This is a genomic window from Streptomyces sp. NPDC091377 (genome assembly GCF_044757045.1).
In the GTDB taxonomy this organism is placed as follows: domain Bacteria; phylum Actinomycetota; class Actinomycetes; order Streptomycetales; family Streptomycetaceae; genus Streptomyces.
The window spans coordinates 64,647-91,188 of record NZ_JBIVUE010000012.1 but is presented as its reverse complement, the minus strand read 5'-3'; the positions used below and the strand labels follow the sequence as shown (position 1 = coordinate 91,188).

Annotated in this window: 22 protein-coding genes; 7 read left to right on the top strand and 15 right to left on the bottom strand. The window is 71.5% G+C overall.

Annotated elements, in window-relative coordinates:
- Positions 1-38 precede the first annotated feature (38 nt).
- From ACIQNG_RS24970 to ACIQNG_RS24955, 4 genes are all read right to left on the bottom strand, one after another.
- Positions 39-1,040, bottom strand: a complete 1,002-nt coding sequence (locus ACIQNG_RS24970; protein WP_401487905.1) for an SRPBCC domain-containing protein — start codon at positions 1,038-1,040, stop codon at positions 39-41.
- Positions 1,041-1,095: 55 nt separating this feature from the next.
- The gene (locus tag ACIQNG_RS24965; protein ID WP_401436227.1) at positions 1,096-2,748 is read right to left on the bottom strand and encodes a polyamine aminopropyltransferase; all 1,653 of its coding nucleotides are present in this window, start codon (positions 2,746-2,748) and stop codon (positions 1,096-1,098) included.
- A gap of 87 nt (positions 2,749-2,835) precedes the next feature.
- Positions 2,836-3,357, bottom strand: a complete 522-nt coding sequence (locus ACIQNG_RS24960) for a DUF2617 family protein (protein WP_401436230.1) — start codon at positions 3,355-3,357, stop codon at positions 2,836-2,838.
- A gap of 469 nt (positions 3,358-3,826) precedes the next feature.
- The gene (locus ACIQNG_RS24955; RefSeq protein WP_401436232.1) at positions 3,827-4,177 is read right to left on the bottom strand and encodes a hypothetical protein; all 351 of its coding nucleotides are present in this window, start codon (positions 4,175-4,177) and stop codon (positions 3,827-3,829) included.
- Between the two features lie 130 nt (positions 4,178-4,307).
- On the opposite strand from ACIQNG_RS24955, the gene ACIQNG_RS24950 reads away from it, so the two are divergent.
- Entirely contained in the window at positions 4,308-5,498 is a 1,191-nt protein-coding gene (locus tag ACIQNG_RS24950; RefSeq protein ID WP_401436234.1) for a pyridoxal phosphate-dependent aminotransferase, read from the top strand.
- Between the two features lie 751 nt (positions 5,499-6,249).
- Here the strand turns inward: ACIQNG_RS24950 and ACIQNG_RS24945 are convergent.
- The gene (locus ACIQNG_RS24945; protein ID WP_401436237.1) at positions 6,250-6,783 is read right to left on the bottom strand and encodes a YbjN domain-containing protein; all 534 of its coding nucleotides are present in this window, start codon (positions 6,781-6,783) and stop codon (positions 6,250-6,252) included.
- Between the two features lie 195 nt (positions 6,784-6,978).
- On the opposite strand from ACIQNG_RS24945, the gene ACIQNG_RS24940 reads away from it, so the two are divergent.
- Positions 6,979-7,110 (top strand): hypothetical protein, encoded by a 132-nt coding sequence (locus ACIQNG_RS24940; RefSeq protein WP_401487902.1) that lies wholly within the window; start codon positions 6,979-6,981, stop codon positions 7,108-7,110.
- A gap of 81 nt (positions 7,111-7,191) precedes the next feature.
- Here ACIQNG_RS24940 and clpB read toward each other — a convergent pair whose 3' ends face one another.
- On the bottom strand, positions 7,192-9,804 hold the full coding sequence (clpB, locus tag ACIQNG_RS24935) for an ATP-dependent chaperone ClpB (protein ID WP_401436242.1): 2,613 nt from the start codon (positions 9,802-9,804) through the stop codon (positions 7,192-7,194).
- 291 nt (positions 9,805-10,095) lie between these two features.
- Here clpB and ACIQNG_RS24930 point away from each other — a divergent pair, with 291 nt between their 5' ends.
- Positions 10,096-10,506 (top strand): pyridoxamine 5'-phosphate oxidase family protein, encoded by a 411-nt coding sequence (locus ACIQNG_RS24930; protein ID WP_401487900.1) that lies wholly within the window; start codon positions 10,096-10,098, stop codon positions 10,504-10,506.
- A 153-nt stretch (positions 10,507-10,659) separates the two neighbouring features.
- Here the strand turns inward: ACIQNG_RS24930 and ACIQNG_RS24925 are convergent, their stop codons facing one another.
- Both ACIQNG_RS24925 and ACIQNG_RS24920 read right to left on the bottom strand, forming a co-directional pair.
- Entirely contained in the window at positions 10,660-10,998 is a 339-nt protein-coding gene (locus ACIQNG_RS24925) for a hypothetical protein (RefSeq protein ID WP_401436248.1), read from the bottom strand.
- Between the two features lies 1 nt (position 10,999).
- Positions 11,000-11,191 carry a hypothetical protein gene (locus tag ACIQNG_RS24920; RefSeq protein WP_401436250.1) on the bottom strand — a complete coding sequence of 64 codons (192 nt, stop codon included), beginning with the start codon at positions 11,189-11,191 and terminating at the stop codon, positions 11,000-11,002.
- Positions 11,192-11,295: 104 nt separating this feature from the next.
- Here ACIQNG_RS24920 and ACIQNG_RS24915 point away from each other — a divergent pair, with 104 nt between their 5' ends.
- Together ACIQNG_RS24915 and ACIQNG_RS24910 are read left to right on the top strand one after the other, a co-directional pair.
- The gene (locus ACIQNG_RS24915) at positions 11,296-12,336 is read left to right on the top strand and encodes a helix-turn-helix transcriptional regulator (RefSeq protein ID WP_401487898.1); all 1,041 of its coding nucleotides are present in this window, start codon (positions 11,296-11,298) and stop codon (positions 12,334-12,336) included.
- A gap of 141 nt (positions 12,337-12,477) precedes the next feature.
- The gene (locus ACIQNG_RS24910; RefSeq protein WP_401487896.1) at positions 12,478-13,461 is read left to right on the top strand and encodes a LuxR C-terminal-related transcriptional regulator; all 984 of its coding nucleotides are present in this window, start codon (positions 12,478-12,480) and stop codon (positions 13,459-13,461) included.
- Here ACIQNG_RS24910 and ACIQNG_RS24905 read toward each other — a convergent pair.
- From ACIQNG_RS24905 to ACIQNG_RS24875, 7 genes are all read right to left on the bottom strand, one after another.
- Positions 13,424-14,455, bottom strand: a complete 1,032-nt coding sequence (locus ACIQNG_RS24905; RefSeq protein ID WP_401436258.1) for a LuxR C-terminal-related transcriptional regulator — start codon at positions 14,453-14,455, stop codon at positions 13,424-13,426. The genes ACIQNG_RS24910 and ACIQNG_RS24905 overlap by 38 nt on opposite strands.
- A gap of 419 nt (positions 14,456-14,874) precedes the next feature.
- Positions 14,875-15,981 (bottom strand): substrate-binding domain-containing protein, encoded by a 1,107-nt coding sequence (locus ACIQNG_RS24900; RefSeq protein ID WP_401487894.1) that lies wholly within the window; start codon positions 15,979-15,981, stop codon positions 14,875-14,877.
- A gap of 221 nt (positions 15,982-16,202) precedes the next feature.
- A complete protein-coding gene (locus ACIQNG_RS24895) occupies positions 16,203-16,664 on the bottom strand; it encodes a heat shock protein transcriptional repressor HspR (protein WP_401487892.1) in 462 nt (153 codons plus the stop codon).
- 5 nt (positions 16,665-16,669) lie between these two features.
- Positions 16,670-17,851 carry a molecular chaperone DnaJ gene (dnaJ, locus tag ACIQNG_RS24890; protein WP_401436267.1) on the bottom strand — a complete coding sequence of 394 codons (1,182 nt, stop codon included), beginning with the start codon at positions 17,849-17,851 and terminating at the stop codon, positions 16,670-16,672.
- A 57-nt stretch (positions 17,852-17,908) separates the two neighbouring features.
- Positions 17,909-18,562: a nucleotide exchange factor GrpE gene (gene grpE, locus ACIQNG_RS24885; protein ID WP_401436269.1), complete on the bottom strand. Its 654-nt coding sequence runs from the start codon at positions 18,560-18,562 to the stop codon at positions 17,909-17,911.
- Positions 18,559-20,403, bottom strand: coding sequence for a molecular chaperone DnaK (dnaK, locus tag ACIQNG_RS24880; protein WP_401436272.1), 1,845 nt, complete (start codon positions 20,401-20,403; stop codon positions 18,559-18,561). Before dnaK ends, grpE begins: the two co-directional genes overlap by 4 nt.
- A 283-nt stretch (positions 20,404-20,686) precedes the next feature.
- Entirely contained in the window at positions 20,687-22,270 is a 1,584-nt protein-coding gene (locus ACIQNG_RS24875; protein ID WP_401487889.1) for an undecaprenyl/decaprenyl-phosphate alpha-N-acetylglucosaminyl 1-phosphate transferase, read from the bottom strand.
- A 276-nt stretch (positions 22,271-22,546) separates the two neighbouring features.
- Between ACIQNG_RS24875 and ACIQNG_RS24870 the strand changes: the two genes are divergently transcribed.
- Entirely contained in the window at positions 22,547-24,829 is a 2,283-nt protein-coding gene (locus tag ACIQNG_RS24870) for a (Fe-S)-binding protein (RefSeq protein ID WP_401487888.1), read from the top strand.
- A gap of 282 nt (positions 24,830-25,111) precedes the next feature.
- The gene (locus ACIQNG_RS24865) at positions 25,112-26,464 is read left to right on the top strand and encodes an FG-GAP repeat domain-containing protein (protein WP_401487886.1); all 1,353 of its coding nucleotides are present in this window, start codon (positions 25,112-25,114) and stop codon (positions 26,462-26,464) included.
- The last annotated feature ends 78 nt before the right edge of the window (positions 26,465-26,542 follow it).

Below are 26,542 nucleotides of genomic sequence, written 5' to 3'. Positions count from 1 at the left end.
GCGGTACGCGGGGCTCAGAGGCCGCGCGTACGCCCTGGTCAGCGGCGTTTGCGCAAGGCGCGGGTCACCACGATCGCCGACGCGAGCGCGACCGCCGCCGCCGGGGCGGCCCAGCGCAGGGCACTGTTGGCGGCGACGGTCTGGGGTGCGGGGACGGGGGCGTAACGGCCCCTGGGGGGCGCGTGGTCGACCTCCTCGGCACTGCGCCCGATCATCGTCCGCCGGGCATGGGCGGCCTCGACCGGGGGTTCGGGCCCGGCGGGGGGCTCTGATCCGGCGGGGGGCTCGGCCCCGGCGGGGGGCTCGGGCGGGCCGTCGCCCTCCGGGGGGGTTCCCGCGTCGCCGGCGGGGGGTTCGGTCCCGGCGGGGGGTTCGGGCGGGCCGTCGCCCGCCAAGGGGGTTCCCGCGTCGCCGGACGCTGGCGTGTCCGCGTCCCCGGCGTCCGCTTCGGGCCCGGTGGGGGGCTCCGACCCGGCGGGGGGTTCGGGCGGGCCGTCGCCCGCCACGGGGGTTCCCGCGGCGCCGGCGGGGGGTTCGGCCCCGGTGGGGGACTCCGCCCCTCCCGTTTCCCCAGCCGCCCCCGGCGTCTCCGGCGTCTCCGGCGTCTCCGGCGTCTCCGGCGTCTCCGCGCCCGCGTTCTCGCCGAAGCGGCCAATCAGGCGGGACAGGGCGGACTGGACGGCGTCCGGGGGGAGTTCGGTGATGCGGCCGGTCGCGGTCGCCTCGCCCTCGAAGGCCAGGACCGTGCCCTCGGCGGTGGGCCGCAGGGTCAGGGAGAGGGAGAGTTCCACCGTGCCCGTGCCACGGGCCTCGGTGGCGTCGGCCTCGACGGTGTAGGCGTCCACGTCGGCGGCGAAGACCCGCAGGATGCCCCGGTAGGTGATGGTCGTGCTGCCGACCCGTACCTTCAGCCGGCCCGCGACGGGCTCGGCGCCGGCCTCCTGGTGGAGCCCGGGAAGCGACCGGGCGATCCACGCGGGGTCGGCGAGCACCGCGCCGAGCCGCTCGGCGGGAACCGGAACGAACACCTCAAGCTCCATGTCGGCCGAGCCTACCCAGCCCCGGCCGAAACGCACCCTGGCAACAAGGGATTCCTCAGTACCGGGGATGCACCAGCGTCGACACCGGCAGGTCGTCCATCCGGGTGCGGGCCGCCGCCCGGGCCCCGGCCGCCAGGCCCGCCTCCGTCAGGGTGCCCGGTCTGGGGACGGCGGCCAGCCGCAGGCCCGGCGCGGTGCCCCGCCCGGCCAGCACGAAGCCCCGGTCGTGCGGGGCGTCCGAGGTGCCCGTGGTGCGGTCGGGGCCGGCCGCGAACCCGGTGGCGCCGCCCCCGGCCCGGTACGGGGTGGTGCCCAGCCCGGCGGCGCGCATCGTGGCGTCCACCGTCCAGAACTCGCGCGGGCGCGAGGCCACCGGCCCGGCGTGCACCATGAGCCGGCCGCCGGGGGCCAGCGTGCGCCGGGCGAGCCCGTAGAACTCCTGCGAGTACAGCTTCGTACTCGCCGTGATGGCCGGGTCCGGGAGATCGGAGATCACCACGTCGTACGAGCCCGTCGGCGCCCCGCGCAGCCAGCCGAAGGCGTCCGCGACCGTGACATGCACGCGCGGGTCGCCATGGACATGGCCGTTGAGCGCGGCGAGTGCCGGGTCGCGGCGGGCCAGCCGCACCACCTCGGGGTCGATCTCCACGATGTCCACCCGCCGCACCCCCGGATGGCGCAGCACCTCGCGCGCGGCCAGACCGTCGCCGCCGCCGAGGATCAGCACCCGTTCGTGCGGTCCGCTCATGGCCGGGTGGACCAGCGCCTCGTGGTAGCGGCGCTCGTCGCGGGCGTCGACCCGCAGCCGGCCGTCGAGGAAGAGGGCGAGCGGTTTGCCCTTGGTGCCGCCGGTGAGGACGACCTCCTGGACGTCGCTCTTGACCGCCACCCGTACGTCCCTGCCGTACACGGCGTTCCGCGCCGCCTGCTCGAAGTCGTCCACGAGGACCGCGGCGGAGGCGAGCAGCCCGAGCACGGTGACATTGGCGGCGAGCAGCAGCCAGCGGGCCCGGCGGGTCAGGTCGCCGTGGAACAGGCCGAGCACCAGCGCGCCCCCGGCGACGACATTGACGGTGCCGGTGAGCAGCGCGCCGGTGAGCTGGCCGAGGAAGGGGAGCAGCAGGAAGGGGAAGGCGAGGCCACCGACGAGCGCGCCGACGTAGTCCGCGGCGAACAGGTCGGCGACCGCGCCGCCCGCGTCCTGCCGCCGGATCCGCTGGATCAGCTCCATGAGCAGCGGCACCTCGGCGCCGATCAGCAGTCCGGTGGCGAGGGAGAAGGCGACGAGCAGGGTCCGCGGGCCGTGCACCCACAGTCCGCCCCAGTCGCCGGTCCAGGCGAACACCGCGTACAGCGCGAGGGCGCTGCACCCGCCGACCAGGGCGAGCATCGCCTCGACCGCGCCGAAGGCCACCGCGCCGTGCCGGCGCAGCCGTTTGGCGACGAGCGAGCCGATGCCCATGGCGAAGACCATCACGGACAGCACGATGGACGCCTGGGTGACCGAGTCGCCTATCAAGTACGAGGCGAGCGCGACGAGTTCCAGTTCGTAGACCAGTCCGCAGGCGGCGCAGACGAAGACGCAGACCAGGACCAGGAAGCGTCCGGTGCTGGGCCGCACGGGCAGCCGCAGAGGACTGCCTGAGCCACCGTCGGCGCCCCAGGGAGGCGGGGTACCGGGCGGGGCCGGGGCGTGCGGGTCGATCACGACTGCGACGTTACGTCACCGGTCCGGTGCGTTATGTCACCCACACGTGTGGAACTGGGGGTGGGTGGTGCGGGGCGCGTTTCAGGGTCAGAAGACGGCGACCGGTGTGCGGACGCCCACCCTGGTGCGCGTCGCCACCAACTGCCCGTCCTGCGGGTACGCGTGCCAGGTGCGCCAGTGCACCTGGCCCTCGTGCCGCTGGGCGAGCATCGCGGTGAAGGCGTGGGGGCTGCCGGGGAAGACCCCCGCCAGCCCGTTGGGGTGGTCGGAGACAAGGGCGAGCAACTCCTGGGCGCGGCCCGCGAAGGAGCCCGGTGAGAGGGCCTCGACGCGGGCCGCGAACTCGTACTCCCAGTCGCCGACGCGCTTGGCGACGCCGAGCGGGAGCGGGGTGCTGCTGCCGGGGATGCACGCGACCGTCTCCGAGCAGTTGGCCCGCTCCTCCTCCAGCAGAACCTGGTGGGACGCGCCGAGCAGTCTCAACTGGAGCTTGGCCCCGGCGAGTTCGAGGTCGAGCGTGGCGAGGGCGGGCAGCGGCTCGCGCCCGAGGGTCCAGGCGAGGTCGGCCGCGCGCGTGTCGGTGTAGGAGGTGTTCAGGGTCGTGAGCATGGGTCGGCTCCGCTAGCACGCAGAAAGAGGCGGTGTGGGTCCGGCGCACCCCGGTCGCCACCGGGAGATCGGCCCGATCAGCCCCGTCAGGAGAGGTGTCCGCTGGACATCCGAGGGGGCCGCTTGGTGATTTAGAGGGAATCATGAACTGCGCTGCTCCCACAGCGTTTTTACCCAAGTTCGCCGGGTTTCCATCCCTCAGAGGGCTCCTCAGCTCAACTGTTCAACTACGGCGTGCGCCCCCATGGAGGGGCGTACGCCGAGCGCGCGCCCGCACAGACGCGGCACGCCCACCGGAACCAGGGTCCGGACAGCCGCATCACCCCCACCGGAACCGGGGTCCGGACAGCCGCATCACCCCCACCAGAACCAAGGTCCCCCCTACGCGGAGCGCCCGCCGGGACACAGGTCCCGGCGGGCGCTCGGCAGGCGGATGCGGATCCCCCTTCAGAAGCTCGGCTGCCCCGTGTCAGCTGCCTCCTCCGCATCCGCCGCCGCCCCCGCAGGACGACGAGGAACCGCCGCCGCAGGAATGTCCGCCGGAGTGGCCGCCGCCGGAGTCGCCCGACGAACCGCTGCCGCCCGACGAACCGCCGTCGCCTGACGAACCGCCGTCGCCCCCGACCCACCAGGCGCCGGCGCTCCCGCCACCGCTCCCCCCGTCGCCGCCGCCCCCGCCGCCGGAGCCCGAGGAGCGGCGCCCCAGCACACGCGACTGCGCGTGCAGCCGTCGCGCACTGGCGCGGACCATCAGCGTGAACACGGTGCCGATCACGATCACGAACGCGGCGGCGACCGCCAGGATGATGCCGAAGACCATGGCGTCACCCTCCTTCCGTCTCCCCCCGAGGCGGCCCCCCGTGGGCACCTCGTGACTTACGTGACAGGGGAATGCCCCCTGGCTCCACGGCCCAAAGCAGAGTTGAGGAACTCCAGAGCTTGGGCGCAGGATGACCCGCATGGACTCTCCCGCGCGCCCCATCCTCAACCGCCGTCTCGCCGAGTTCGGGACGACCATCTTCGCCGAGATGTCCGCGCTGGCCGTGCGGACCGGGGCGATCAATCTGGGCCAGGGCTTCCCGGACACCGACGGCCCCGAGGAGATCCGGGAGGCGGCGGTACGGGCGCTGCGCGACGGGCGCGGCAACCAGTACCCGCCGGGTCCCGGCGTCCCCGAGCTGCGGACCGCGATCGCCGGGCACCAGCGGCGCCGCTACGGGATCGCCCTCGACCCGGACACCGAGGTGCTGGTCACGGCCGGGGCCACCGAGGCGATCGCGGCCTCGCTGCTCGCCCTGCTGGAGCCCGGCGACGAGGTGGTGGCGCTGGAGCCGTACTACGACTCGTACGCGGCGTGCATCGCGATGGCGGGGGCGCGGCGGGTGCCGGTGACGCTGCGTCCGCGTGCGGGGGCGTTCCGGCTGGATCTGGACGAGCTGCGGGACGCGGTCACCGACCGCACCCGGCTGCTGCTGATCAACACCCCGCACAATCCGACGGGCACGGTCCTGACCCGCGAGGAGCTGGCGGCGGTCGCGGCACTCGCGGTGGAGCGCGATCTGCTGGTGGTGACGGACGAGGTCTACGAGCATCTGGTCTTCGACGGCGCCGAGCACCTTCCGCTGGCGACCTTCCCCGGGATGCGGGAGCGCACGCTCACCATCGGTTCGGCGGGCAAGACGTTCTCGTTCACCGGCTGGAAGGTGGGCTGGGTCACCGGCGCCCCGGAGCTGGTCACGGCCGTGCGATCGGCCAAGCAGTTCCTGACGTACGTGGCCTCCGGGCCGTTCCAGTACGCCGTCGCCGAGGCGCTGGCACTGCCGGACACGTACTTCGACGGCTTCCGCGCGGACATGCTCGCCAAGCGGGATCTGCTGGCGGAGGGGCTCGCCGACGCGGGCTTCGGGGTGTTCCGCCCGGCCGGCACCTACTTCGTCACGACCGACATCCGGCCCCTCGGCGAGAGCGACGGCTTCGCCTTCTGCCGCGCCCTGCCCGAGCGCGCGGGCGTCGTCGCCATCCCGAACGCCGTCTTCTACGACCACCGCGACGCCGGGGCGCCCTTCGTCCGGTTCGCCTTCTGCAAAAGGACGAGCGTGCTGGAGGAGGCCGTGGTCCGCCTCAAGGGACTGGCCGAATAGCACCGCCGTCCCCGGGACGCCCGACCCCCGGGAACGCGGCGGGCACCGGGCCCGCGGCGAGCGTACGGGTAAGGGCCGAGGCGCCCGGGCAGGGACGGGCGTACGGGTGGAAGCCGGGGCGCCCGGACCATGACGGCCCGCACAACGGCGGGCGCCCCGGACTACGGCAGACGCCCGCACAACGGGGGAAGACCGAGCGGCACCCGGAACCCCGGACTGTCACGAGGCCCGGACGACGGCAGGAGCCCGGACTCTCGCCCGGGCCCCTGAACCGGAGCCCTGACCCCCGCGAAAGCCGCGGCCCGGGGCGCGAGCCCCGACCACGGCGGTAGCCGGGACCAGGGCGGGAGCCGAGACCAGGGCACGAGCCCCGACCAAGGCACGAGCCCGACCACAACGCGAGCCCCGGCCAGGTCGCAAGCCGGGACCAGGGCGCAAGCCGAGACCAGGGCGCAAGCCCCGACCACAACGCGAGCCCCGACCAAGGCGGGAGCCCGGACCCGGGCGCGAGCCCCGACCAAGGCGCGAGCCCGCCCGCAACGCGACCCCCGCCCACAGCCCGGCGCCGGGCCGCGACCGGACGTCGGACTGCCGCAGAGGCCGGGTGACGGCGGCAGACCGGGGCTGCAACCGAAGCTTCCGCCGGCCGAGGCCGGGGAACGGCGGGAGCCCGGGCGCGGGTGCGCTGGACCGTGTCGGTCCGCGGCCCGGCCGGGCTCCCGTCCGGCTGCGGGGTGTCACCTCCGCGGTGTCACTCGCCGTCTTCGTCCTCCGGCTTCTCCGCGTCGTTGACCTCCTGCTCCAGACCGAGCTGCTCGATCAGCCAGCGGTCGAACTCGATGGCCGCGCGCACCCAGCTCACCGTGGACGACACGAAGAACTCCAGGTTGACCCCGGGGCCGATCAGCATCTGTGCCTCGCCGATGAGGCGGACGGTGCCGTCGTCATGGGTGTGGGTGTAGACCTTGGGCCACAGGGTGCGCCGGTTCCAGTCGTCGATCGACTCCAGGAGCTGGAGCTTCTCGTCGATCTGGTGGGGACGGTCGTAGAACGTCCGCACCGAGAAGACCTGCTGGTCACCCTCGCCGCGGAACATGAAGTACGTGCGGAACTGCTCCCACGGCGCCGCGAGGTCTCCCTCCTCGTCGGTGACGTACTTCAGCTCCATCTGGTCGAGGAGCTGCTTCACGAGGTCCTGATCCGGGACGACGGGGCCCGCCGGTCCTTGCGGCGGCTGCTGGGGCTGGCCCCCGAAATTCGGAATCGAGGACGGGTCGATGGTCACCGTGAATTTCCCTTCGTACGGATTCCGCCATCCTCTCCCATGCGGGGAGGGGGGTGGCAAGCCTCGTCGTACTCTGTCAGCCCTCGGCTGACGCGATCAGGCCGGGTGGGTGTGGCGGGGGGAGCGGGGAGGGCCGGGGCGGGGAGCCGCAGCGGCGGGCGGCGGTGGCGGTGGGCGACGGCCGTCGGGGCGCCGGTGCTGCTGATCGCGGTCGCGGTGACGGCGCTGTACGACTGGTCCGAGGACGTGGCGGACGTGGCGGACGCCCGGGTCACCTGTCCGGACGCCCGGACGGCGCGTGTGGAGTTCCAGGCGTTCACCACCTGATCCCGTACGACGGCCCGCTCCGGTTCCTCCCGGGCGGGCCGTCGTACCGGTCCCGTACGGGTTACGTACGGGTCCCGTGGGTCACAGGGTCTTGGCGGTGGGGGTCTGCCTCGGTACCGGGCCCACGATCAGGCCCTCCCCGAACGCGTCCACGCGGACCGTGTCGCCGTCCTTGACCTCGCCCGCGAGGATCTCCTTGGCGAGTCGGTCGCCGATGGCGGTCTGGACGAGGCGGCGCAGGGGGCGGGCGCCGTAGGCCGGGTCGTTGCCCTCGTCGGCGAGCCAGGCCAGGGCCTCGGGGGTGACGTCGAGGGTGAGCCGGCGGTCGGCGAGCCGCCGTGCGAGCCGGTCCAGCTGGAGCCGGGCGATCCGGCTCAGCTCGTCCTTGTCGAGGGCGGAGAAGACGACCAGGTCGTCCAGGCGGTTCAGGAACTCGGGCTTGAAGGAGGCCCTGACCACCTCCAGCACCTGCTGCTTCTTCTCCTCCTCGCTGCTCAGCGGCTCCACCAGGTACTGGCTGCCGAGGTTGGAGGTGAGGACGAGGAGGGTGTTGCGGAAGTCGACGGTGCGGCCCTGGCCGTCGGTGAGCCGGCCGTCGTCCAGCACCTGGAGCAGGATGTCGAAGACCTCGGGGTGCGCCTTCTCCACCTCGTCCAGCAGGACGACGCTGTACGGGCGCCTGCGCACGGCCTCGGTGAGCTGGCCGCCCTCCTCGTAGCCGATGTAGCCGGGCGGGGCGCCGACCAGCCGGGCCACGCTGTGCTTCTCGCCGTACTCCGACATGTCGATGCGGATCATGGCCCGCTCGTCGTCGAAGAGGAAGTCGGCGAGCGCCTTCGCCAGCTCGGTCTTGCCGACGCCGGTGGGGCCGAGGAAGAGGAAGGAGCCGGTGGGCCGGTCCGGGTCGGCGATCCCGGCGCGGGAGCGTCGTACGGCGTCGGAGACGGCGCGGACGGCCTCGCCCTGGCCGATGAGCCGCCGGCCCAGCTCCTCCTCCATGCGCAGCAGTTTCTGGGTCTCGCCCTCCAGGAGGCGGCCGGCCGGGATGCCGGTCCAGGAGGCGACGACGTCGGCGATGTCGTCGGCGCCGACCTCGTCCTTGACCATGGTGTCCTTGGCGGCCTCCTCCTCGGCCTCGGACGCGGCCTCCAGATCGCGCTCGACGGCGGGGATCTCGCCGTAGAGCAGCTTGCTGGCGGAGTCGAAGTCGCCGTCGCGCTGGGCGCGTTCGGCCTGGCCGCGCAGCTCGTCCAGCTTCTCCTTCAGCTCACCGACCCGGTTGAGGGACTGCTTCTCCTTCTCCCAGCGGGCGTTGAGGCCGCGCAGTTCCTCCTCCTTGTCGGCGAGGTCGCGGCGCAGTTTCTCCAGCCGCTCCTTGGACGCCTGGTCGGTCTCCTTGGCGAGGGCGAGTTCCTCCATGCGCAGCCGGTCGACGGCGCGCTGGAGTTCGTCGATCTCGACGGGGGACGAGTCGATCTCCATGCGGAGGCGGGAGGCGGCCTCGTCCACCAGGTCGATGGCCTTGTCGGGCAGGAAGCGGGAGGTGATGTACCGGTCGGAGAGGGTGGCGGCGGCGACCAGCGCGCTGTCGGCGATCTGGACCTTGTGGTGGGCCTCGTAGCGGCCCTTGAGTCCGCGCAGGATCGCGATGGAGTCCTCGACGGACGGTTCGGCGACCAGGACCTGCTGGAAGCGGCGCTCCAGGGCGGGGTCCTTCTCGATGCGCTCGCGGTACTCGTCCAGAGTGGTGGCGCCGACCATACGCAGTTCGCCGCGGGCGAGCATGGGCTTGAGCATGTTGCCGGCGTCCATGGCGGAGTCGCCGCCCGCGCCCGCGCCGACGACGGTGTGGAGTTCGTCGATGAAGGTGATGATCTGGCCGTCGGAGCCCTTGATCTCGGCGAGGACGGTCTTCAGGCGCTCCTCGAACTCGCCGCGGTACTTGGCGCCGGCGACCATGGCGCCGAGGTCGAGCGCGACCAGCCGCTTGTCCTTGAGGGACTCGGGGACGTCGCCCTTGACGATCCGCTGGGCGAGGCCCTCGACGACGGCGGTCTTGCCGACGCCGGGTTCGCCGATGAGCACGGGGTTGTTCTTGGTGCGGCGGGAGAGCACCTGGACGACCCGGCGGATCTCCTGGTCCCGGCCGATGACGGGGTCGAGTTTGCCCTCGCGGGCGGCGGCGGTGAAGTCGGTGCCGAACTTCTCCAGGGCCTTGTACGAGCCCTCGGGGTCGGCGGTGGTGACCCGGCGGGCGCCGCGCGCCTTCTGGAAGGCGTCGAGCAGCTTCTTGGGGGTGGCCCCGGCCCGGGTGAGCACCTCGGCGCTCTGGCCGCCCTTGGTGGCGATGCCGATGAGCAGGTGTTCGGTGGAGAGGTACTCGTCGCCGAGGTCCCGGGCGCGAGACTGGGCGTCGGCGATGACGGCGAGCAGTTCGCGGTTGGGCTGCGGGGGCGCGACCGTGGCCCCGGCCACGCTGGGCAGCCCGCCCACGACCTTTTCGGCGCCCGCCCGGACGGCGGCCTGGTCGGCGTCGACGGCGGCGAGCAGGTCGGTGATGTTCTCGTTGTCCTGACCCTGGAGCAGAGCCAGCAGCAGGTGTCCCGGTGTGAGGTCCGCGTTCCCCTCGGTCACGGCCCGTTGACCGGCCGCGTTGATCGCGTCCCTGCTCCGGTTGGTCAGCTCGGCGTCCACGTTCGCTGTCTCCTCCTTCGGCGATCCCGCCTCGACTGGGCCCACACGGCCCTCACCCGAGTGATGACTCAGGCAACGTGCATAAAGTTGAGTCTATTCCACTCAAGGCAACCTCCGGGAGCCCGGGGCGGCAAACATACGTCCGGAGCGGCACACGCGAGTCCGGAGCGCACGCGAGTCCGGGACGGCACACGCGAGTCCGGAGCGGCGGACGTCCCCCGGCCCCGGGGGGGGCGCCGCCCCAGGAGGGCCCCGGCGCTTTCCGGCCCCCCGGCGCGCTACCTTCCGGCCATGGCTTCGTACCCACAGGATCCGGCCGCACCGGACGCGTCGTACCTCGACTTCTGGCGTGAGCGGCATCTCTGCACGATGACGACGATCCGCCCCGACGGCACCCCGCATGTCGTCCCGGTCGGGGTCACCTACGACCCGGGGGCGGGGCTGGCCAGGGTGATCACGGACCGGGCGAGCGCCAAGGCGCGGTACGTGGCGGCGGCCGGGGCGCCCGGGGCGCTGGTCGCCGTCTGCCAGGTGGACGGGCGGCGCTGGGCGACGCTGGAGGGGCGGGCGGTGGTGCGGGAGGAACCGGAGCGGGTGGCGGAGGCGGAGCGGCGGTACGCCGAGCGATACCGGCCACCGTCACAGAACCCGACCCGTGTGGTGATTGAGATCACAGTGACCCGGGCGATGGGGCGGGGCTGAAGCGCACTCGATGCGCTGTTTTCAGCCACACCCAGTTTCGGGAGGTACCCGGATCTTTCTCCGGAAACTGCAGCGGCGTCACCGTGTTCAGGTCACGGTGACGCCGCTGCGGGGGGAAGCACCTGAGCGATCTGTTACGACGGGGGAATCGCGTCAGGCACTGCGGGGGGTGGCTGAGATGGTTCGTGGGCCGGCGGGTGCCACAGGCTCCGCCAGCTGATGGTCTCGCTGGTCCAGATTGACGAAGATCATTCCGTATCGAATCGCACATCGAACGGGCTGCGGCGCACCTCGCGGGCGTCGCAGACACCGATAGGCACGTACGTCTCCGTCCTCGTCCCGCGTCACTACCACCGGTTCTCCGAAGACGGTCACCATCAACGAGTCACCGCTGTGGGGGAGCGCGGTGACCAGGTCGATGAAGTGCCAGCCGGAGCGGTAGGCAGTGGCCATTTCCCGCCGGAAAGAGCGATCGTCTGGAGGAGTTGTCATCTCAGCTCCACACAGTGTCTGCCGGAACGGCGATGGGCTCGCCTTCACCGGCCTCGACGGTGTTTGCTGTCATCGACCAGACCGTGTCCGCCAGGGCATCACTCTCAGCGCCGGCGACGCCACCCAGCGCACCGAACGTCACAACGGCGGAGAAGGCGGCGACAAGCACCGAGCGAAGCATTCTCTTACGCATAGTCGGCTTCGTCCTCACTTGAAGGTCCCCTCTTCCCCCGTCGGATAAGACGATGGCTCATTCAGGCACGTCATGGCCACACAATCGGTGCATCATGTTCCTGCATGTTCAGGACCCTGGGGGGTGGAGATTTGGCAACGAATCAGACTAAAACGACACATCCCCATGCGTTGACCGAACTGTGCGAGGAAGGAAACCGCTTGTACGCCGACGCCCTGCGCGCCGGGCGTATCGCGCGCACGGACGTGGAGGCGGCCCCCTGTCTCATGGAGTTCGCGCTGCTCCACCCGGATCCCGACGACGCCAACTGGTTGAGAGCCGTACCTCCTTCGGTCGCCCTCGCGCAACGGTTGCACCCCATCGAGCGCGAAATCACCGAACGGCGACGGCTGTCAACCCACCTGGCTGAAGTGTTCGAGCCGTTCTTGGCGCTCAGCGCCCGCGTCAACGAGTCCACCCACGCCATCTCCGTGCTGGAGGGTCTGGACCGCATCAACGCCGCGCTCGATCTGGCCACCTCGCAGTGCCGCGCCGAGGTGCTGACCATCCAGCCCAGCGCCCGCCACCCCGAACGTCGGCTCGTCGAGGGACTGGAACGCGACAAACCGTTGATCGAACGCGGCGTCCGGATCCGCACCCTCTACCAGCACACCGCCCGCCACAACCCCGAACGCCTCGCCTACGTCGACCGGCTCGCGTACGTCGACCAGTTCGCCAGCGGCAAGGCGGAGTACCGCACCATCGACGAACTCGTGGAACGCCTCATCGTCTGCGACGAGACGGTGGCCTTCATCCCGGTCCGCGACGACCGCCAGGTCGCGCTGGAACTGCGCCACCCCGGGCTGGTGCGGTATCTCATCAAGGTCTTCGAGTTCATGTGGGACCGGGCCGTCCCGCTGAGCGCCGGGGCGCCCTACGAGACCGCGCCCGACGGCATCACCGACATCCAGCACTCCATCGCCAAACTCCTGGTGGAGGGCCATGTGGACGAGGCGATAGCCCGGCGCCTGGGCATGAACGTCCGCACCTGCCGCGCCCATATCGCCAAGCTCGCCACCGCCCTCGGCAGCGGCAGCCGCGCCCAACTCGGCTATCTCATCGCCCAGTCGGGGCTCCTCGACAAGGACCAGGAGCCGGGCCGCTGACCACCGGCCCGGCGGCAGGGCTTGGCAGAACCCTTACCCGTCCTCGCTAAACTCACCGCCACCCTCGGCCGGCGACCGTCGCGCCCGACTCGGCCCTCCCCCCGGCCGGGCCGGGTTCGTCGAGGAGGAGGGCGCGATCGAGTGACCCGCGTGACCCACCACGAGCACGGTGCGGACGAGCTGTGCGCCGTCGGCACGCAGATGTACGAACACGCCCTGCGCCACGGCCGGGTGAGCCGTACGGACGCCCTCGCGGCCCCCTGCCTCATCGAGCTGGGGCTGCTCCACCAGGCCGTCACGGACCCGGAGCGGCTGGAGCCGGTCGCCCCCGCCCTCGCCCTCCAGCGCCGGCTCCACGCCTCCGCACAGCGGGTCGCCGACGAGCGCCGGCGGGAACTCAGGCTCACCGAGGCGCTCACCCCGCTGCTGCCGCTCGGCGGCGAGACCGCGCTGGGGGCCGAACCCGGCATCAAGGTGCTCAGCGGGCTGCGCCAGATCAACGACGCCCTCACCCGGACCGTGTCCGAGGCCCGGCACGAACTGCTCTGCGTCCAGCCCTACAAGGGCCTCATCGGCCGCCCCGTGGACGTGCACACCGAGTCCATGCGCCGCGATCAGGTCTTCCTCACCCGAGGTGGCCGGATCCGCACCCTCTACCAGCACACCCGCCGCCACAACCCGCTGGTCATCATCCGCTACGAGCAACTGGTCGGCGACGTCGAGGCCCGCACCCTGGACGAGATCACCGAGCGGCTCATCATCGCCGACCGCGAGGTCGCCTTCCTGCCCGCCAACACCGACCGCAGTCTGGCCCTGGAACTGCGGGTCCCCGCCCTGGTGACCTATCTCGCGACCACCTTCGACCGCCTCTGGGCGCTGGCCACCCCCATGCACCCCAGACCGGTCAGCCGGCCCACCCGCAACGGCATCACCCCGCGCCAGCACGCCATAGCGCGGCTGCTGGTGGAAGGGCACACGGACGCGGTGATCGCGGAACGCCTCGGGATGAACGTCCGTACGGCGCGGGTCCACATCGCCAAGCTCGCCGCCACCCTCGGCAGCGAGAGCAGGGCTCAGCTCGGGTACCTCATCGCCCGGTCGGGGATTCTTGACCGGGAAGACTGAGTTCGGCGGTGGTCGCCGTGGGGCTGTCCAGACCGACCTGCGCGATGCGCACCCCGAGCTGGGTACGGCTCGCGGCGCCCAGGGTCTCGGAGAGCCGCGCGATGTGCGCCCGGCAGGTACGGACGCTGATGCCGAGGCGTTCGGCGATCACCGCGTCCTGGTGGCCCTCGGCCAGCAGCGCGGCGATGGACTGCTCGCGGTGCGAGATGCCCTCGATGCCGGTGTCCGGGAGCGGGGCGGTCAGCGGGATCGCGAGCCGCCACAGCCGCTCGAAGACGGTGACCAGATACTCCACCAGACCCGGGTGGCGCAGCTCCAGCGCCATCGTGCGGTCCGCGTTGGCGGGGATGAAGGCCACCGTGCGGTCGAAGAGGATCAGCCGGTCGATGACCTCGTCCAGCGTGCGGGCCTCCACCGCGTCGCCCATCAGCTCCAGGTAGTTCAGCAGGCCCTGTCCGTGCCGGGCCACATGGTTGTACAGGTCGCGCATGCGCACGCCCCGGCCGCGCAGCGCCAGCGCCCGGTGCAGGCCCTCGGAGAGTTCGTGCTCGCGGCGGATCCCGCCCGGCTGGACGGTGAGCACCTCCGTGGTGCACGCCTCCGTCGCCTCGTCGAGCGCGGCCTGGATCCGCGAGGGCCCGTCCAGGACCCGGATCGCGGTGCCCTCACCGGGCGGTGAGGCGGGTGCCGGGCCGCCCAGGCCCGAGTACCACTCGACGGCGGCCACCGCGGCGCCCACCCGTCGCTGGCTCGCGCTGACCTCGTCGTAGACCCCGCGCAGCAGCCGGGTCATGACCTCCTGCGGCGCGGTGGGCACCAGCCAGTCCATGTCGTCCGGATCGGGGTGCAGCAGGGCGAGTTCGAGCAGACAGGGCACCGGCTCGGCGTCACGGCGCGGCACCCGGCCGCGCCGTACGGCCCGGGAATACACCCGATCCCCGGCCTCGCACAGTCGGTCGGCACCGTGGGGATGCTCCCTTCCGTGCCCGGCCATCGCCCATTCCACCCCCGGTTCCAGCCTCTCCGTGTCGTCGGCTCGGTCCGCCGAACGGGCATGCCCGAGATGCCGGAACCGACGAGACCCTTCGGCTCCGCAACTATGCGCGGCCGGGACCTGGTCCGCAACACGGCTCCTCGGCCCACGAACGGGTATAGATCCCGGTATGCACCGGTTTCCGTCCTCCTCCGTGGTGTCCCGCCCACCAGGATGACAGTCCCGCCCGACGCCCGTGGGGGAAGCCTCACCGAAAGCCCGCACCGGATGACCGGGGCACGGCCCGCCGGACTCACCACCACCGTCCACCGCTCACCACCCGCCCCCGATGAAAGCCGGTACCCACCCGGGCCGGTACGCACGGGCCGAGAGGAACCGGGGCGGGCGCGGATTATCAGAACTTCGGCGCTCCACGGCGGTTACGACAGCCCCGCCACCGCGCAATCGTCCTGGAATTCGGCGGTGCAAATGTCGGACAGCTTGTGAATACCCTCGGCGACCACGGTCTCCTCGATGTTCTTGGCGGTCAGCGCGACCACCGTCACCAACTGGGCCGGAATGTCCTTGTGGGTCGGGCTGTCCACCCGCTCCCGGGTCAGCGCGTCGAACTGGATGTTCCGGCCCTGCGCCCGCGCCACCGCCAGTGCCGCGGCGGTCTCCGCCTCCTGCGGATAGGACTTGTAGACGCTCATGTACTGCTCACCGGCGATGATCCGCTGCACGGCGGCCAGTTCGGCGTCCTGCCCGGTGATCGGTGGAAGCTTGGTGACCCCGGCCGCCTCCAGGGCCGCGACGACCCCGCCGGCCATGCCGTCGTTCGCGGAGTAGACCCCGGCGATGTTGTCCAGGCCGATCTCCTCGATCGCCTCGGCCATCTGGGCCTCGGCGTTCTCCGGCTTCCAGCCCTCGGTGTCGTAGGACTTGGCGACGGTCACCTGGCCCTCCAGCTCGGTCAGCGCGCCCCGCTTGAACTGGGCGGCGTTGGGGTCGGTCGGCGAGCCGTTCATCATCACGATCCGGTCGGAGGCGGAGTCGCCGCCCAGCGCCTCCAGCAGGGTGCGGCCCTGCACCTCGCCGACGAGTTCGTTGTCGAAGGAGATGTACGCGTCGATCGGGCCCTCGGCCAGCCGGTCGTAGGCGATGACCGGGATGCCCTCCGCGTTGGCCCTGGCCACCCCGGCGGAGATGGCCTTGGCGTCGACCGCGTCCAGCACGATCGCGTCCACCCGGTCGTCGATCATCTCCTGGAGCTGGGTCTCCTGCCGCGTCGCGTCCGCGTCCGCGTTGGCGTACCGGACCCGGCCCTGGCCGTCCGTCAGCGCGGCCACCTTCTTCTCGAAGAAGGGGTGGTCGAACTTGTCGTAGCGGGTGTTGGCCTGCTCCGGCAGCAGCAGTCCGATGGTGAGGTCATTGCCCTTGGCGGGGGTGGCGTCGCCGCCGCTCTCACCGCCCATGTCGAGCACACCGCAGCCGGCCAGCGACAGGACGAGCGAGGACATCACCACGGACAGGGTTATTCGGCGCATTCGGGTTCTCACTTCATTGCGGACGGGAAGCGGGTGCACTGCACGACCCGGATACGTGAAAAGCCAACGCGGCAACGGCCGTCACCGTCAAGCGATACCGCTTAACGACATGGCAACATCACTTTCCGCTTTACCCTTGAATACGCAACGAATTCCTGGACAAGGAGAAGGGCCGGGAGGCATTCCTCCCGACCCTTCTCTTTTCTCCGCCGAATTCCCGTTCAGTCCGACTGCTGCCGCTTCGGCCGCCACACCACCAGCGCGCTGGTCTGCTGGACCTCCTGGTACGGCACCAGATCACGGCGGTAGGACGCGTGCACCTGCGCCTCGCGCTGACGCATCGTCGCCGCCGCCCCGTCGAGCGCCGACTCCAGCTCCGCGATCCGGGACTGGAGCGCCGCGACCTGGTTCTCCAGTTCGATGATGCGCTTGATGCCCGCCAGGTTGATGCCCTCGTCCTGCGACAACGCCTGCACCTGACGGAGCAGTTCGATGTCACGGACCGAGTAGCGCCGGCCCCGGCCCGCCGTACGGTCCGGGGAGACCAGGCCCAGCCGGTCGTACTGGCGCAGCGTCTGCGGGTGCAGACCGGAGAGCTGGGCCGCCACCGAGATGACGTAGACCGGGGTCTCTTCGGTCAGTTCGGGAACGACCCCGCGCAGGCGGGGCGGACGGCGGTCCATCTCGATCAAGCTCCCTTCGCGGCCTGGAACAGCTCCGCCCGCGGGTCCTCACCCGCGGTCGCCTCGCGAAACGCCTCCAGCGCGTCACGAGCCTTCCCCGAAAGGTCCTTCGGGACACTCACCTCGACCGTCACCAGCAGATCCCCGCGGGTGCCGTCCTTGCGGACCGCGCCCTTGCCCCGCGCCCGCATGGTGCGGCCGTTGGGCGTGCCGGGGGGCAGCTTCAGGGTGACCGGGGGCCCGCCGAGGGTGGGCACCCGCACCTCGCCGCCGAGCGCCGCCTCCGCGAAGGTCACGGGGACGGTGACGGTGAGGTTGTCGTCCTTGCGGCCGAAGACCGGGTGGGCGTCGACATGGACGACCACATACAGATCGCCCGCGGGGCCGCCGCGCTCACCGGGGGCCCCCTTGCCGCGCAGCCTGATCCGCTGTCCGTCGCCCACCCCGGCCGGGATCCGGACCTGCATGGTGCGCGAGGACTTGGCCCGGCCGCTGCCCTTGCAAATTTCGCAGGGATTCTCCGCGATCAGTCCGCGGCCCTTGCAGTCGGGGCAGGGGTCGGTCAGCGAGAAGCCGCCGCCCGAGCCGCGCGCCACCTGTCCGGTGCCGACACACGTCGGGCACACCCGGGGGGTGCCGTTGGCGTCGCCGGTGCCGGAGCAGGCTTTGCAGGGGGCCTGGGAGGACATCCGCAGCGGGACCGTCGCGCCCTCGATCGCCTCGGTGAAACTGAGGGTGACCTCGGACTCGATGTCCTGGCCGCGCCGGGGCTGGGTACGGGTCCCGGCTCCGGCGCCACCGCGGTTGAACAGGCCCCCGAAGACATCGCCGAGGCCGCCGCCGAAGCCGCCGCCACCGGCTCCGCCCTGGGGCTGTCCGCCTCCGAAGAGGTCGCCCAGGTCGAAGTTGAAGTTGCCTCCGCCGCCGGGGCCGGGCCGGAAGCCGCCGTTGCCGAACAGCGTCCGCGCCTCGTCGTACTCCTTGCGCTTCTTGGGGTCACCGAGGACGTCGTTCGCCTCGGAGATCTCCTTGAAGCGCTCCTCGGCCTTGGCGTTGCCCTTGTTGGCGTCGGGGTGGTTCTCCCGGGCCAGCTTGCGGTACGCCTTCTTGATCTCGGCCTCGGTGGCGTCCTTGGGGACGCCGAGGACCTTGTAGTAGTCCTTCTCGATGTAGTCCTTCGTACTCATCCCCGACGTCCCTCCTCTCCCGTCAGCTTCCTGGTGGGCACCGTGGTCAGTGCAACGTCAGCCCTCGTCCGGGCCACCGCTCTCCTTGTCGTCGGCGTCGGCGGACTCCTCGGAGCCCTCCGGCTTGACCGTCTGCGCACCGGGCTGCGGCTCGGCGACCGCGACCCGCGCGGGGCGGATGGTGCGCTCGCCGATGCGATACCCAGGCTGGAGGATCGCGACGCAGGTCGTCTCGGTGACATCCGGCGCGTACGAGTGCATCAGGGCCTCGTGGATGGTCGGGTCGAAGGGCTCGCCCTCCTTGCCGAACTGCTGGAGACCCATCTTGGCCGCCACGGTCTCCAGCGACTCGGCGACGGACTTGAAGCCGCCGACCAGCTCGCTGTGCTCACGGGCCCGCCCGATGTCGTCGAGCACGGGCAGCAGCTCGGTCAGGAGGTTCGCGACGGCGACCTCCTTGACCGCGACGCGGTCGCGCTCGACGCGGCGGCGGTAGTTCTGGTACTCGGCCTGGAGGCGCTGGAGGTCCGCCGTGCGCTCACCGAGCGCCGTACGCACCTGGTCCAGCTGGGCCACCAGACCCGCTGTCTCGGTGCCGTCCCCGGCCGGAGCCGCCCCCTCCTCGGGGGCGGACTTCGGCTCGGCGTCGTCAGGGGTCGCGCCGGAGGGGACGTCGGGCTTCTCCTCGAAGCCCGGGGTCTCCTCGGTCACGCCGCACCGTCCTTGCGCTCGTCGTCGACGATCTCGGCGTCCACGACATCGTCGTCGGCCTTGGGCGCCTCGGCACCGGCCTCGGCGCCACCGGCGGCCTGCCCGGCCTGGGCGTCGGCGTACATGGCCTGGCCGAGCTTCTGGGAGACGGCGGCGACCTTCTCGGTGGCCGTACGGATCTCGGCGCTGTCCTCGCCCTTGAGCTTCTCCTTCAGCTCGGCGACAGCCTCCTCGACCTCGGTCCTGACCTCGCCGGGGACCTTGTCCTCGTTGTCCTTGAGGAACTTCTCGGTCTGGTAGACGAGCTGCTCGCCCTGGTTGCGGACCTCGGCGGCCTCACGGCGGGCGTGGTCCTCCTCGGCGTACTTCTCGGCCTCTTCGCGCATCCGGTTGACCTCGTCCTTCGGCAGCGAGGAGCCGCCGGTGACGGTCATCTTCTGCTCCTTGCCGGTGCCGAGGTCCTTCGCCGTCACGTGCATGATGCCGTTGGCGTCGATGTCGAAGGAGACCTCGATCTGCGGGACGCCGCGGGGCGCCGGGGGCAGACCGGTCAGCTCGAACATCCCGAGCTTCTTGTTGTACGCCGCGATCTCGCGCTCGCCCTGGTAGACCTGGATCTGCACGGAGGGCTGGTTGTCCTCGGCGGTGGTGAAGATCTCGGACCGCTTGGTCGGGATCGTCGTGTTCCGCTCGATCAGCTTGGTCATGATGCCGCCCTTGGTCTCGATACCGAGGGACAGCGGGGTGACGTCGAGCAGCAGGACGTCCTTGACCTCGCCCTTGAGGACACCGGCCTGGAGCGAGGCGCCGATGGCGACGACCTCGTCCGGGTTGACGCCCTTGTTGGCCTCCTTGCCGCCGGTCAGCTCCTTCACCAGCTCGGCGACGGCCGGCATCCGGGTGGAGCCACCGACCAGGACCACGTGGTCGATCTCGGACAGGGCGATGCCCGCGTCCTTGATGACGTTGTGGAAGGGGGTCTTGCAGCGCTCCAGGAGGTCCGCGGTCAGCTGCTGGAACTGGGCGCGGGTGAGCTTCTCGTCGAGGTGCAGGGGGCCCTCGGCGGACGCCGTGATGTACGGCAGGTTGATCGAGGTCTCGGTGGAGGAGGACAGCTCGATCTTGGCCTTCTCGGCGGCCTCGCGCAGACGCTGGAGCGCCATCTTGTCCTTGGCGAGGTCCACGCCGTGGCCGGAGTGGAACTGCTTGACCAGGTAGTCGACGACGCGCTGGTCCCAGTCGTCACCACCGAGGTGGTTGTCGCCGTTGGTGGCCTTGACCTCCACGACGCCGTCACCGATCTCCAGGAGGGACACGTCGAACGTGCCGCCGCCGAGGTCGAAGACGAGGATGGTCTGGTCGTCCTTGTCGAGGCCGTACGCGAGAGCGGCGGCGGTCGGCTCGTTGACGATCCGCAGTACGTTCAGACCGGCGATCTCACCGGCCTCCTTGGTGGCCTGACGCTCGGCGTCGTTGAAGTACGCCGGTACGGTGATGACCGCGTCGGTGACCTTCTCGCCCAGGTAGGACTCCGCGTCCCGCTTCAGCTTCTGGAGCACGAAGGCGCTCATCTGCTGCGGGTTGAAGAGCTTGCCGTCCAGCTCGATCTTCCAGTCGGTGCCCATGTGGCGCTTGACCGACCGGATGGTCCTGTCGACGTTGGTGACAGCCTGACGCTTCGCCACCTCGCCGACGAGCACCTCGCCGTTCTTCGCGAAGGCGACGACGGACGGCGTGGTCCTGGCGCCCTCGGCGTTGGTGATGACGGTGGGCTCGCCGCCCTCCAGAACGCTGACGACGGAGTTAGTCGTGCCCAGGTCGATGCCGACCGCACGTGCCATGGTTGATTCCTCCAGCTGACTTGAGTGGAACGGACTCAAGTGTGCATGACTCTCTTCCCCGGGTCAACAGACCTGAGCCTGCCCCACTCAACTCTTATCCGTTCCTTACACGCAACCACCTTCTGACCTGGGAGGACGCAGGGGTGAGGGCGGTGGTTGCGCGGGAGGAGAGAGCGGGGTCACACGGGGCCGGGGGCCGCGAGGGCGGAGGCGGGTCGCACGGAAGCCCGGGAAGCCCGGGGAGGTCGGGGGCCGCACGGAAGCCTGGGGAGGACGGGGGCCGTCACGGCCGCCCGGGCACCGGGTACGGGACGCGGCGGCGGGCGGTCGTGGCGGCGCGCAGGGACGGGATCAGCCCGGTGAGCGACCTCGGGCCCGGCTTCCTGCGAGGGCCGGAGGACGGGGCGGGGACGAGGGCCGTCCGCGTCGGATCGGACTGCGGCACGGGCGCGGGCACGGGCGGGGATACGGCTCCGCGCCGGGCCCGTGGTCCTACGGCGGACGCCGGGCCCGGGGTGCGCGGGTGCGCGTCGACGGGGGCGGCCGGGGCGGAGTCCGTACCGAACGGCACGGGTCCTAGGGGCCCTACGGTTCCTACGGGTCCTACAGGTCCTACGGGCCCTACGCGCCCCATGTCCGGGCGGAGTCCCCGGCGGGTACTCCCGACGGCAGTCCGGGCGCCGTCGCGGCCCTTCCCGACCTCCGACCGGGCGCCGCCCCTGCCGCTGCCGACCTCCGTCCGGATTCCCGCGCGACCCCTGCCGACCTCCGTCCCGGCTCCCCCGCGACCCCTGCCGACCTCCGTCCCGGCTCCCCCGCGACCCCTCCCGACCTCCGTCCAGGTCTCCCCGTGCGCCCCGGTGGGCGCCGGGCGGGTGCCCTCGCGGGACCTCAGCTCCGGGCCCCCGACGCACAGCAGCACCGTCACCGTCACGAGCACCGCGCCCAGCGCCCACAGCGCGCCGACCGCACCCGTCCCGCCCGTGTGGATCAGTACGCCCACCAGGACGGCCGCCGAGGCGAGCGTGCCCAGCAGGATCGCGACACCCCGGCGGGTCAGGCCGGTGCGGCGCAGCCGGTGGGAGAGGTGGTCCGGCGCGGGGGTGGTGCGCAGGAGGGGGCGGCCGGAGATGCGGCGGGCGAGCAGGACCAGGAGGACGTCCGCCGCGGCCACCGCCGTCAGCAGGAAGAGGATCGCCAGCGAGGACGTCACCTCGCCGCCCGCGCGGGTCTCGATCGCGGCGCCCGCCAGGAGGAAGCCGACGAACAGCGACCCGGTGGCGCCCAGCGCGATCCGGGCCGGGGGCCAGTTGTGCATCAGGAAGCCGGTCAGGGCCGCCGCGAGAACACTGAGCAGCACGGCGAGGCCGTCCCGCACCTCCAGTGCGGCGCAGGCCGCGACCCCGAAGGCGGTCACCACCCCCACCGTGCCGACGACCGCGTCCGCGTGGTCCAGCGAACGGAAGGCGAGCGCGGCCCCGGCGACCCACAGCGCGGCCAGCACTCCGCCGGCCACCCCGGTGCGCTCGTACGGCATCACGCACAGCGCCGCCACCGCCGTACCGACGAGGACGAAGCGGGTGCGCAGCCGCCAGAGGTCCGCGGCGAGGCCGAGGAGGGCGACCGCGACGGCTCCGGCGAGCAGCGCGCCGACCCCGCCGTCGAGCCGGGCGACACCGGCCCATTCACCGGCCCCGGCGATGGCCACGGTGGCGACGACCACCGCGACGCCGCCCAGCAGCGGCACCGGCCGCACCCGTCGGCGGCGGTCCAGCAGCCCGCGGCGCAGCGCGAAGGGCCGCAGGAGCGCCGAGAGCGCGGCGGCGAGCAGGAGTGCGGCCACGGCCGCGATGATCCCGTAGAACACAGCCCTAAGCTAAGCGTAATGTCACGTTTTGTTACGAATACCAGGTCCCACCCGGCGCGCCGCGAGCGCCACGGACCATCAGCGCCCCCTCACCCCGGCGGTCAGGCACCCCTCAGCGACACAGATCACCGAGTGCCTGGCTACAGTGCGAGGCGGGATGCGGGTAATCTCAGAGAACTGGGTAAGTTACCGCTTAGTAATTAGCTGACCCGTAAATGGAATGGAGTCGCCGGGCCCCCGGCGAGACCTCCTCCCGCAGGCCCGAGGAGCCCTGAGATGCAACTCGCCGCGATCATCGTGTCGATGGTCCTCATCGTGGTCGGCGTCGCCCTGTTCGGCCGGGCCGTCCTCCAGATCGTCAAGTTCATGACGCTCGGCCAACCGCTCCCGGCCGGGGCACGCACCAACGACCCCGTGCTGCGCACCATCACCCTGGCCAAGGAATTCCTCGGCCACACCCGGATGAACCGCTGGGGTGTCGTCGGCATCGCGCACTGGTTCGTGGCGATCGGCTTCTACACACTGCTGCTGACGATCGTCAACGCCGTCGGCCAGCTCTTCAAGGCCGACTGGCTGCTGCCCGTCATCGGCGACTGGGCGCCGTACAACGTCTTCGTCGAGTTCATCGGCACCATGACCGTGCTCGGCATCCTGACCCTCATCGTCATCCGCCAGCTCTCCCGGCCCGGCGACCCCGGCCGCAAGTCCCGGTTCGCGGGCTCCAAGACGGGCCAGGCGTACTTCGTCGAGGCGGTCATCCTCACCGTCGGCGTCTGCATCTTCATGCTGCACGCCCTGGAGGGCGCCCAGCACCACGTCGACAGCTACGAGGCGTCGTTCTTCCTCTCGTACCCCGTGGTGGCGTGGCTGGAGGGGATGGACCTCTCCACCCTCCAGAACCTCACCTACTTCTTCGCCGGACTGAAGATCGCCGCGTCCTTCATCTGGATGATCGTCGTCGCGCTCAACACCAACATGGGCGTGGCCTGGCACCGCTTCCTCGGCTTCCCGAACATCTGGTTCAAGCGCAACGCCGACGGCGAGCCCTCGCTCGGCGCGCTGCTGCCGATGACCTCCGGCGGCAAGCCGATCGACTTCGAGGACCCGGGCGACGACGACGTCTTCGGCGTCTCGCAGGTCGAGCAGTTCTCCTGGAAGGGCCTGCTGGACTTCTCCACCTGCACCGAGTGCGGGCGCTGCCAGTCGCAGTGCCCCGCCTGGAACACCGGCAAGCCGCTCTCGCCCAAGCTCCTCATCATGTCCCTGCGCGACCACGCGCACGCCAAGGCGCCCTATCTGCTCGCGGGCGGCGGCAAGACCGTGGAGGGCGAGGAGAAGGCGAGCGCCGAGCAACTCGCCGACGTCCCCGCCGCCGCGCTCGCGGAGGCCGAGCGGCCCCTCATCGGCACCCTTGAGGACAACGGCGTCATCGACCCGGACGTGCTGTGGTCCTGCACCACCTGCGGCGCCTGTGTCGAGCAGTGCCCCGTCGACATCGAGCACATCGACCACATCGTGGACATGCGCCGCTACCAGGTGATGATCGAGTCCAGCTTCCCCTCCGAGGCGGGCACGATGCTCAAGAACCTGGAGAAGAAGGGCAACCCCTGGGGCCTGGCCAAGAAGCAGCGCCTGGAGTGGACGAAGGAAGTCGACTTCGAGGTGCCGGTGGTCGGCAAGGACATCGAGGACCTCTCCGAGGTCGAGTACCTGTACTGGGTCGGCTGCGCCGGCGCCCTGGAGGACCGGGCCAAGAAGACCACCAAGGCGTTCGCCGAGCTGCTCCACATGGCGGGCGTCAGCTTCGCCATCATGGGCGGCGACGAGAAGTGCACCGGTGACTCCGCCCGGCGCCTCGGCAACGAGCCGCTCTTCCAGGAGCTGGGCATGGAGAACGTCATGGCCCTGAACTCGGCGTTCGGCGAGGAGCTGGACGACGACGGCAAGGTCACCGACGCGTCCCGCAAGCCCAAGGCGGCCAAGAAGATCGTCGCCACCTGCCCGCACTGCCTCAACACCCTCGGCAACGAGTACCCGCAGCTCGGCGGCGACTACGAGGTCATCCACCACACCGTGCTGCTCCAGCACCTGGTGGACGAGGGCAAACTGATCCCGGTCACCCCGGTCGAGGGCCTCATCACGTACCACGACCCCTGCTACCTGGGCCGGCACAACAAGATCTACACCCCTCCGCGCGAGATCATCGAGAAGGTCCCCGGTCTGCGCAACGAGGAGATGCACCGGCACAAGGAACGCGGCTTCTGCTGCGGCGCCGGTGGCGCGCGGATGTGGATGGAGGAGCGGATCGGCAAGCGCATCAACAACGAGCGCGTCGACGAGGCCCTCTCCCTCGACCCCGACATCGTCTCCACCGCCTGCCCGTTCTGCCTCGTCATGCTGACCGACTCGGTCAACGCGAAGAAGAACGAGGGCCGGGCCAAGGAGTCCGTCCAGGTGGTCGACGTGGCCCAGCTGCTCCTGGAGTCCGTCCGCACACCGGTCGACCCGGCGGGCACGGCGGAGCCGGAGGACGCGCCGGAACCGGAGCCGGTGAAGTAGCGGAGGACGGCCGGTACGGCCGTGCGGCTGGGCTCTACGGCTGTTCAGCCCGGCTCTACGGCCGTGCGGCCGGGCTCTACGGCTGTCCAGCCCCGCCCTACGGCCGTACGACTGGGCTCCACGACCGAACAGCCCGGCGATACAGCCGTCGTTCGTACGCGGCGCCCCGCACACCTGGTGATGTGCGGGGCGTCGGCCGTTGTTCCCCCCTCCCGCCCCTTCACCTCCACCCCGAACCCGCGCATCATTACGGGGTCGTTGACGGTGGGGCCGGCGAGGTGAATGGTGCGGTTTCGGGTACGCGTACGAAGTGGCGCGACGGTGCTGGCGGTGGTGGCGGCCGTGCTGGCGGGCTCGCTCACCGCCTGCGGCTCCGGAGCGGGCGAGGACAGCCCCCGGGACGGGCGGACGCCCGTGCGCAAGGCGGCCGAGTCACGGCCCGCCCGCCCCGTGCCGCGCGGCGACGGCAGCGAGACACCTGACGACTTCAACGGCGACGGCCATCGCGACCTCGTCCTCAACGACCTGGTCAAGGACCAGGCGCACGCGGACGACGCCGGGGTCGGCATCGTCTACGGCGGCCCCGACGGGCTCGTCCCCGGCGCCCGGCAGTTGCTCGCGCCCGAGCGGTACGCGGCCCGCACCGGCGGTCAGGTGCCCGCCGCGTTCGACGCGGAGGCCGGCTGCGACCTGGACGGTGACGGCTTCACCGACCTCGTCCTGACCACCGACCCGCCCTACGACGGCCAGGGCCGCCCCCCGGTCCCGGTCCAGCTCCTCTTCGGCTCGCCGAAGGGCCTCGCGGGCAAGGCGGTGAAACTGGTCGTACCGGACGCCGCCCGTGCCGGGAAGGACTGGCCGGACCACCCGGTGTGCGGTGACTTCGACGGCGACGGCGCCCAGGACCTCGTCCTGCACGCCTCCGAGCAGCAACTCAGTTATCTGCGGGGGCCGTTCGACCGCAAGGGCGCCCCCGACGCCGCCGGCGCCCCGGTCCCCGCGCCCGGCAACGTCCCCACCGGCCCGGCGGCCGACGTCGACCGCGACGGCAGGGACGACCTGGTGATCCGGACGGCGGAGGGCGAGGGGGACGCCTCACTCGTGCTCGGGGGCCCGTACGGACCCACCGGGACCGGGATCGCCCTGCCCGCCGGGACCGACCTCGCCGTCGGCCGTTTCGGACGCGGCGCCGCCCTGGACGCGGCGATCGGCTCGACGTCCGGCACCGCCCTGCGCTACGACTTCCCGGCCCCCACCCGCGCCTCCCTCACCGTCTCCGGGACCCTGCTCGACACCGGGGACTTCGACGGCGACGGGGTGGGCGAACTGGTCGCGGGCGGCGCGGAGTTCCTGTTCTTCCGGGGCGGAAAGGGACGTACCACCGCGCTGGCCCCGGAGCCCGCCGCGACCCTGTCGCCCGCCGAGCGGGGAACCCACCGGGTGGTGGCCGTCGGGGACTTCGACGGCGACGGACGGGACGACCTGGTGGTGCGGACGTACCGGGGCGAGACCTGGGACGCGGTGGGTGTGTACGCAGGGGCGAAGAAAGGCGCGGGGAAGGGCGCGGAGAAAGGGTCGCCGGTGGGGACGGAACCGGTGGTGACGTTCTCGACGGCGGAGTTCCCGGCCGACTGAATCCGACGGCCCGGACGGCCCGTTCACAGCGGCCTCACAAAAAATCCGCTGTCCCGTACAACCCTTGAGCCCCCATGC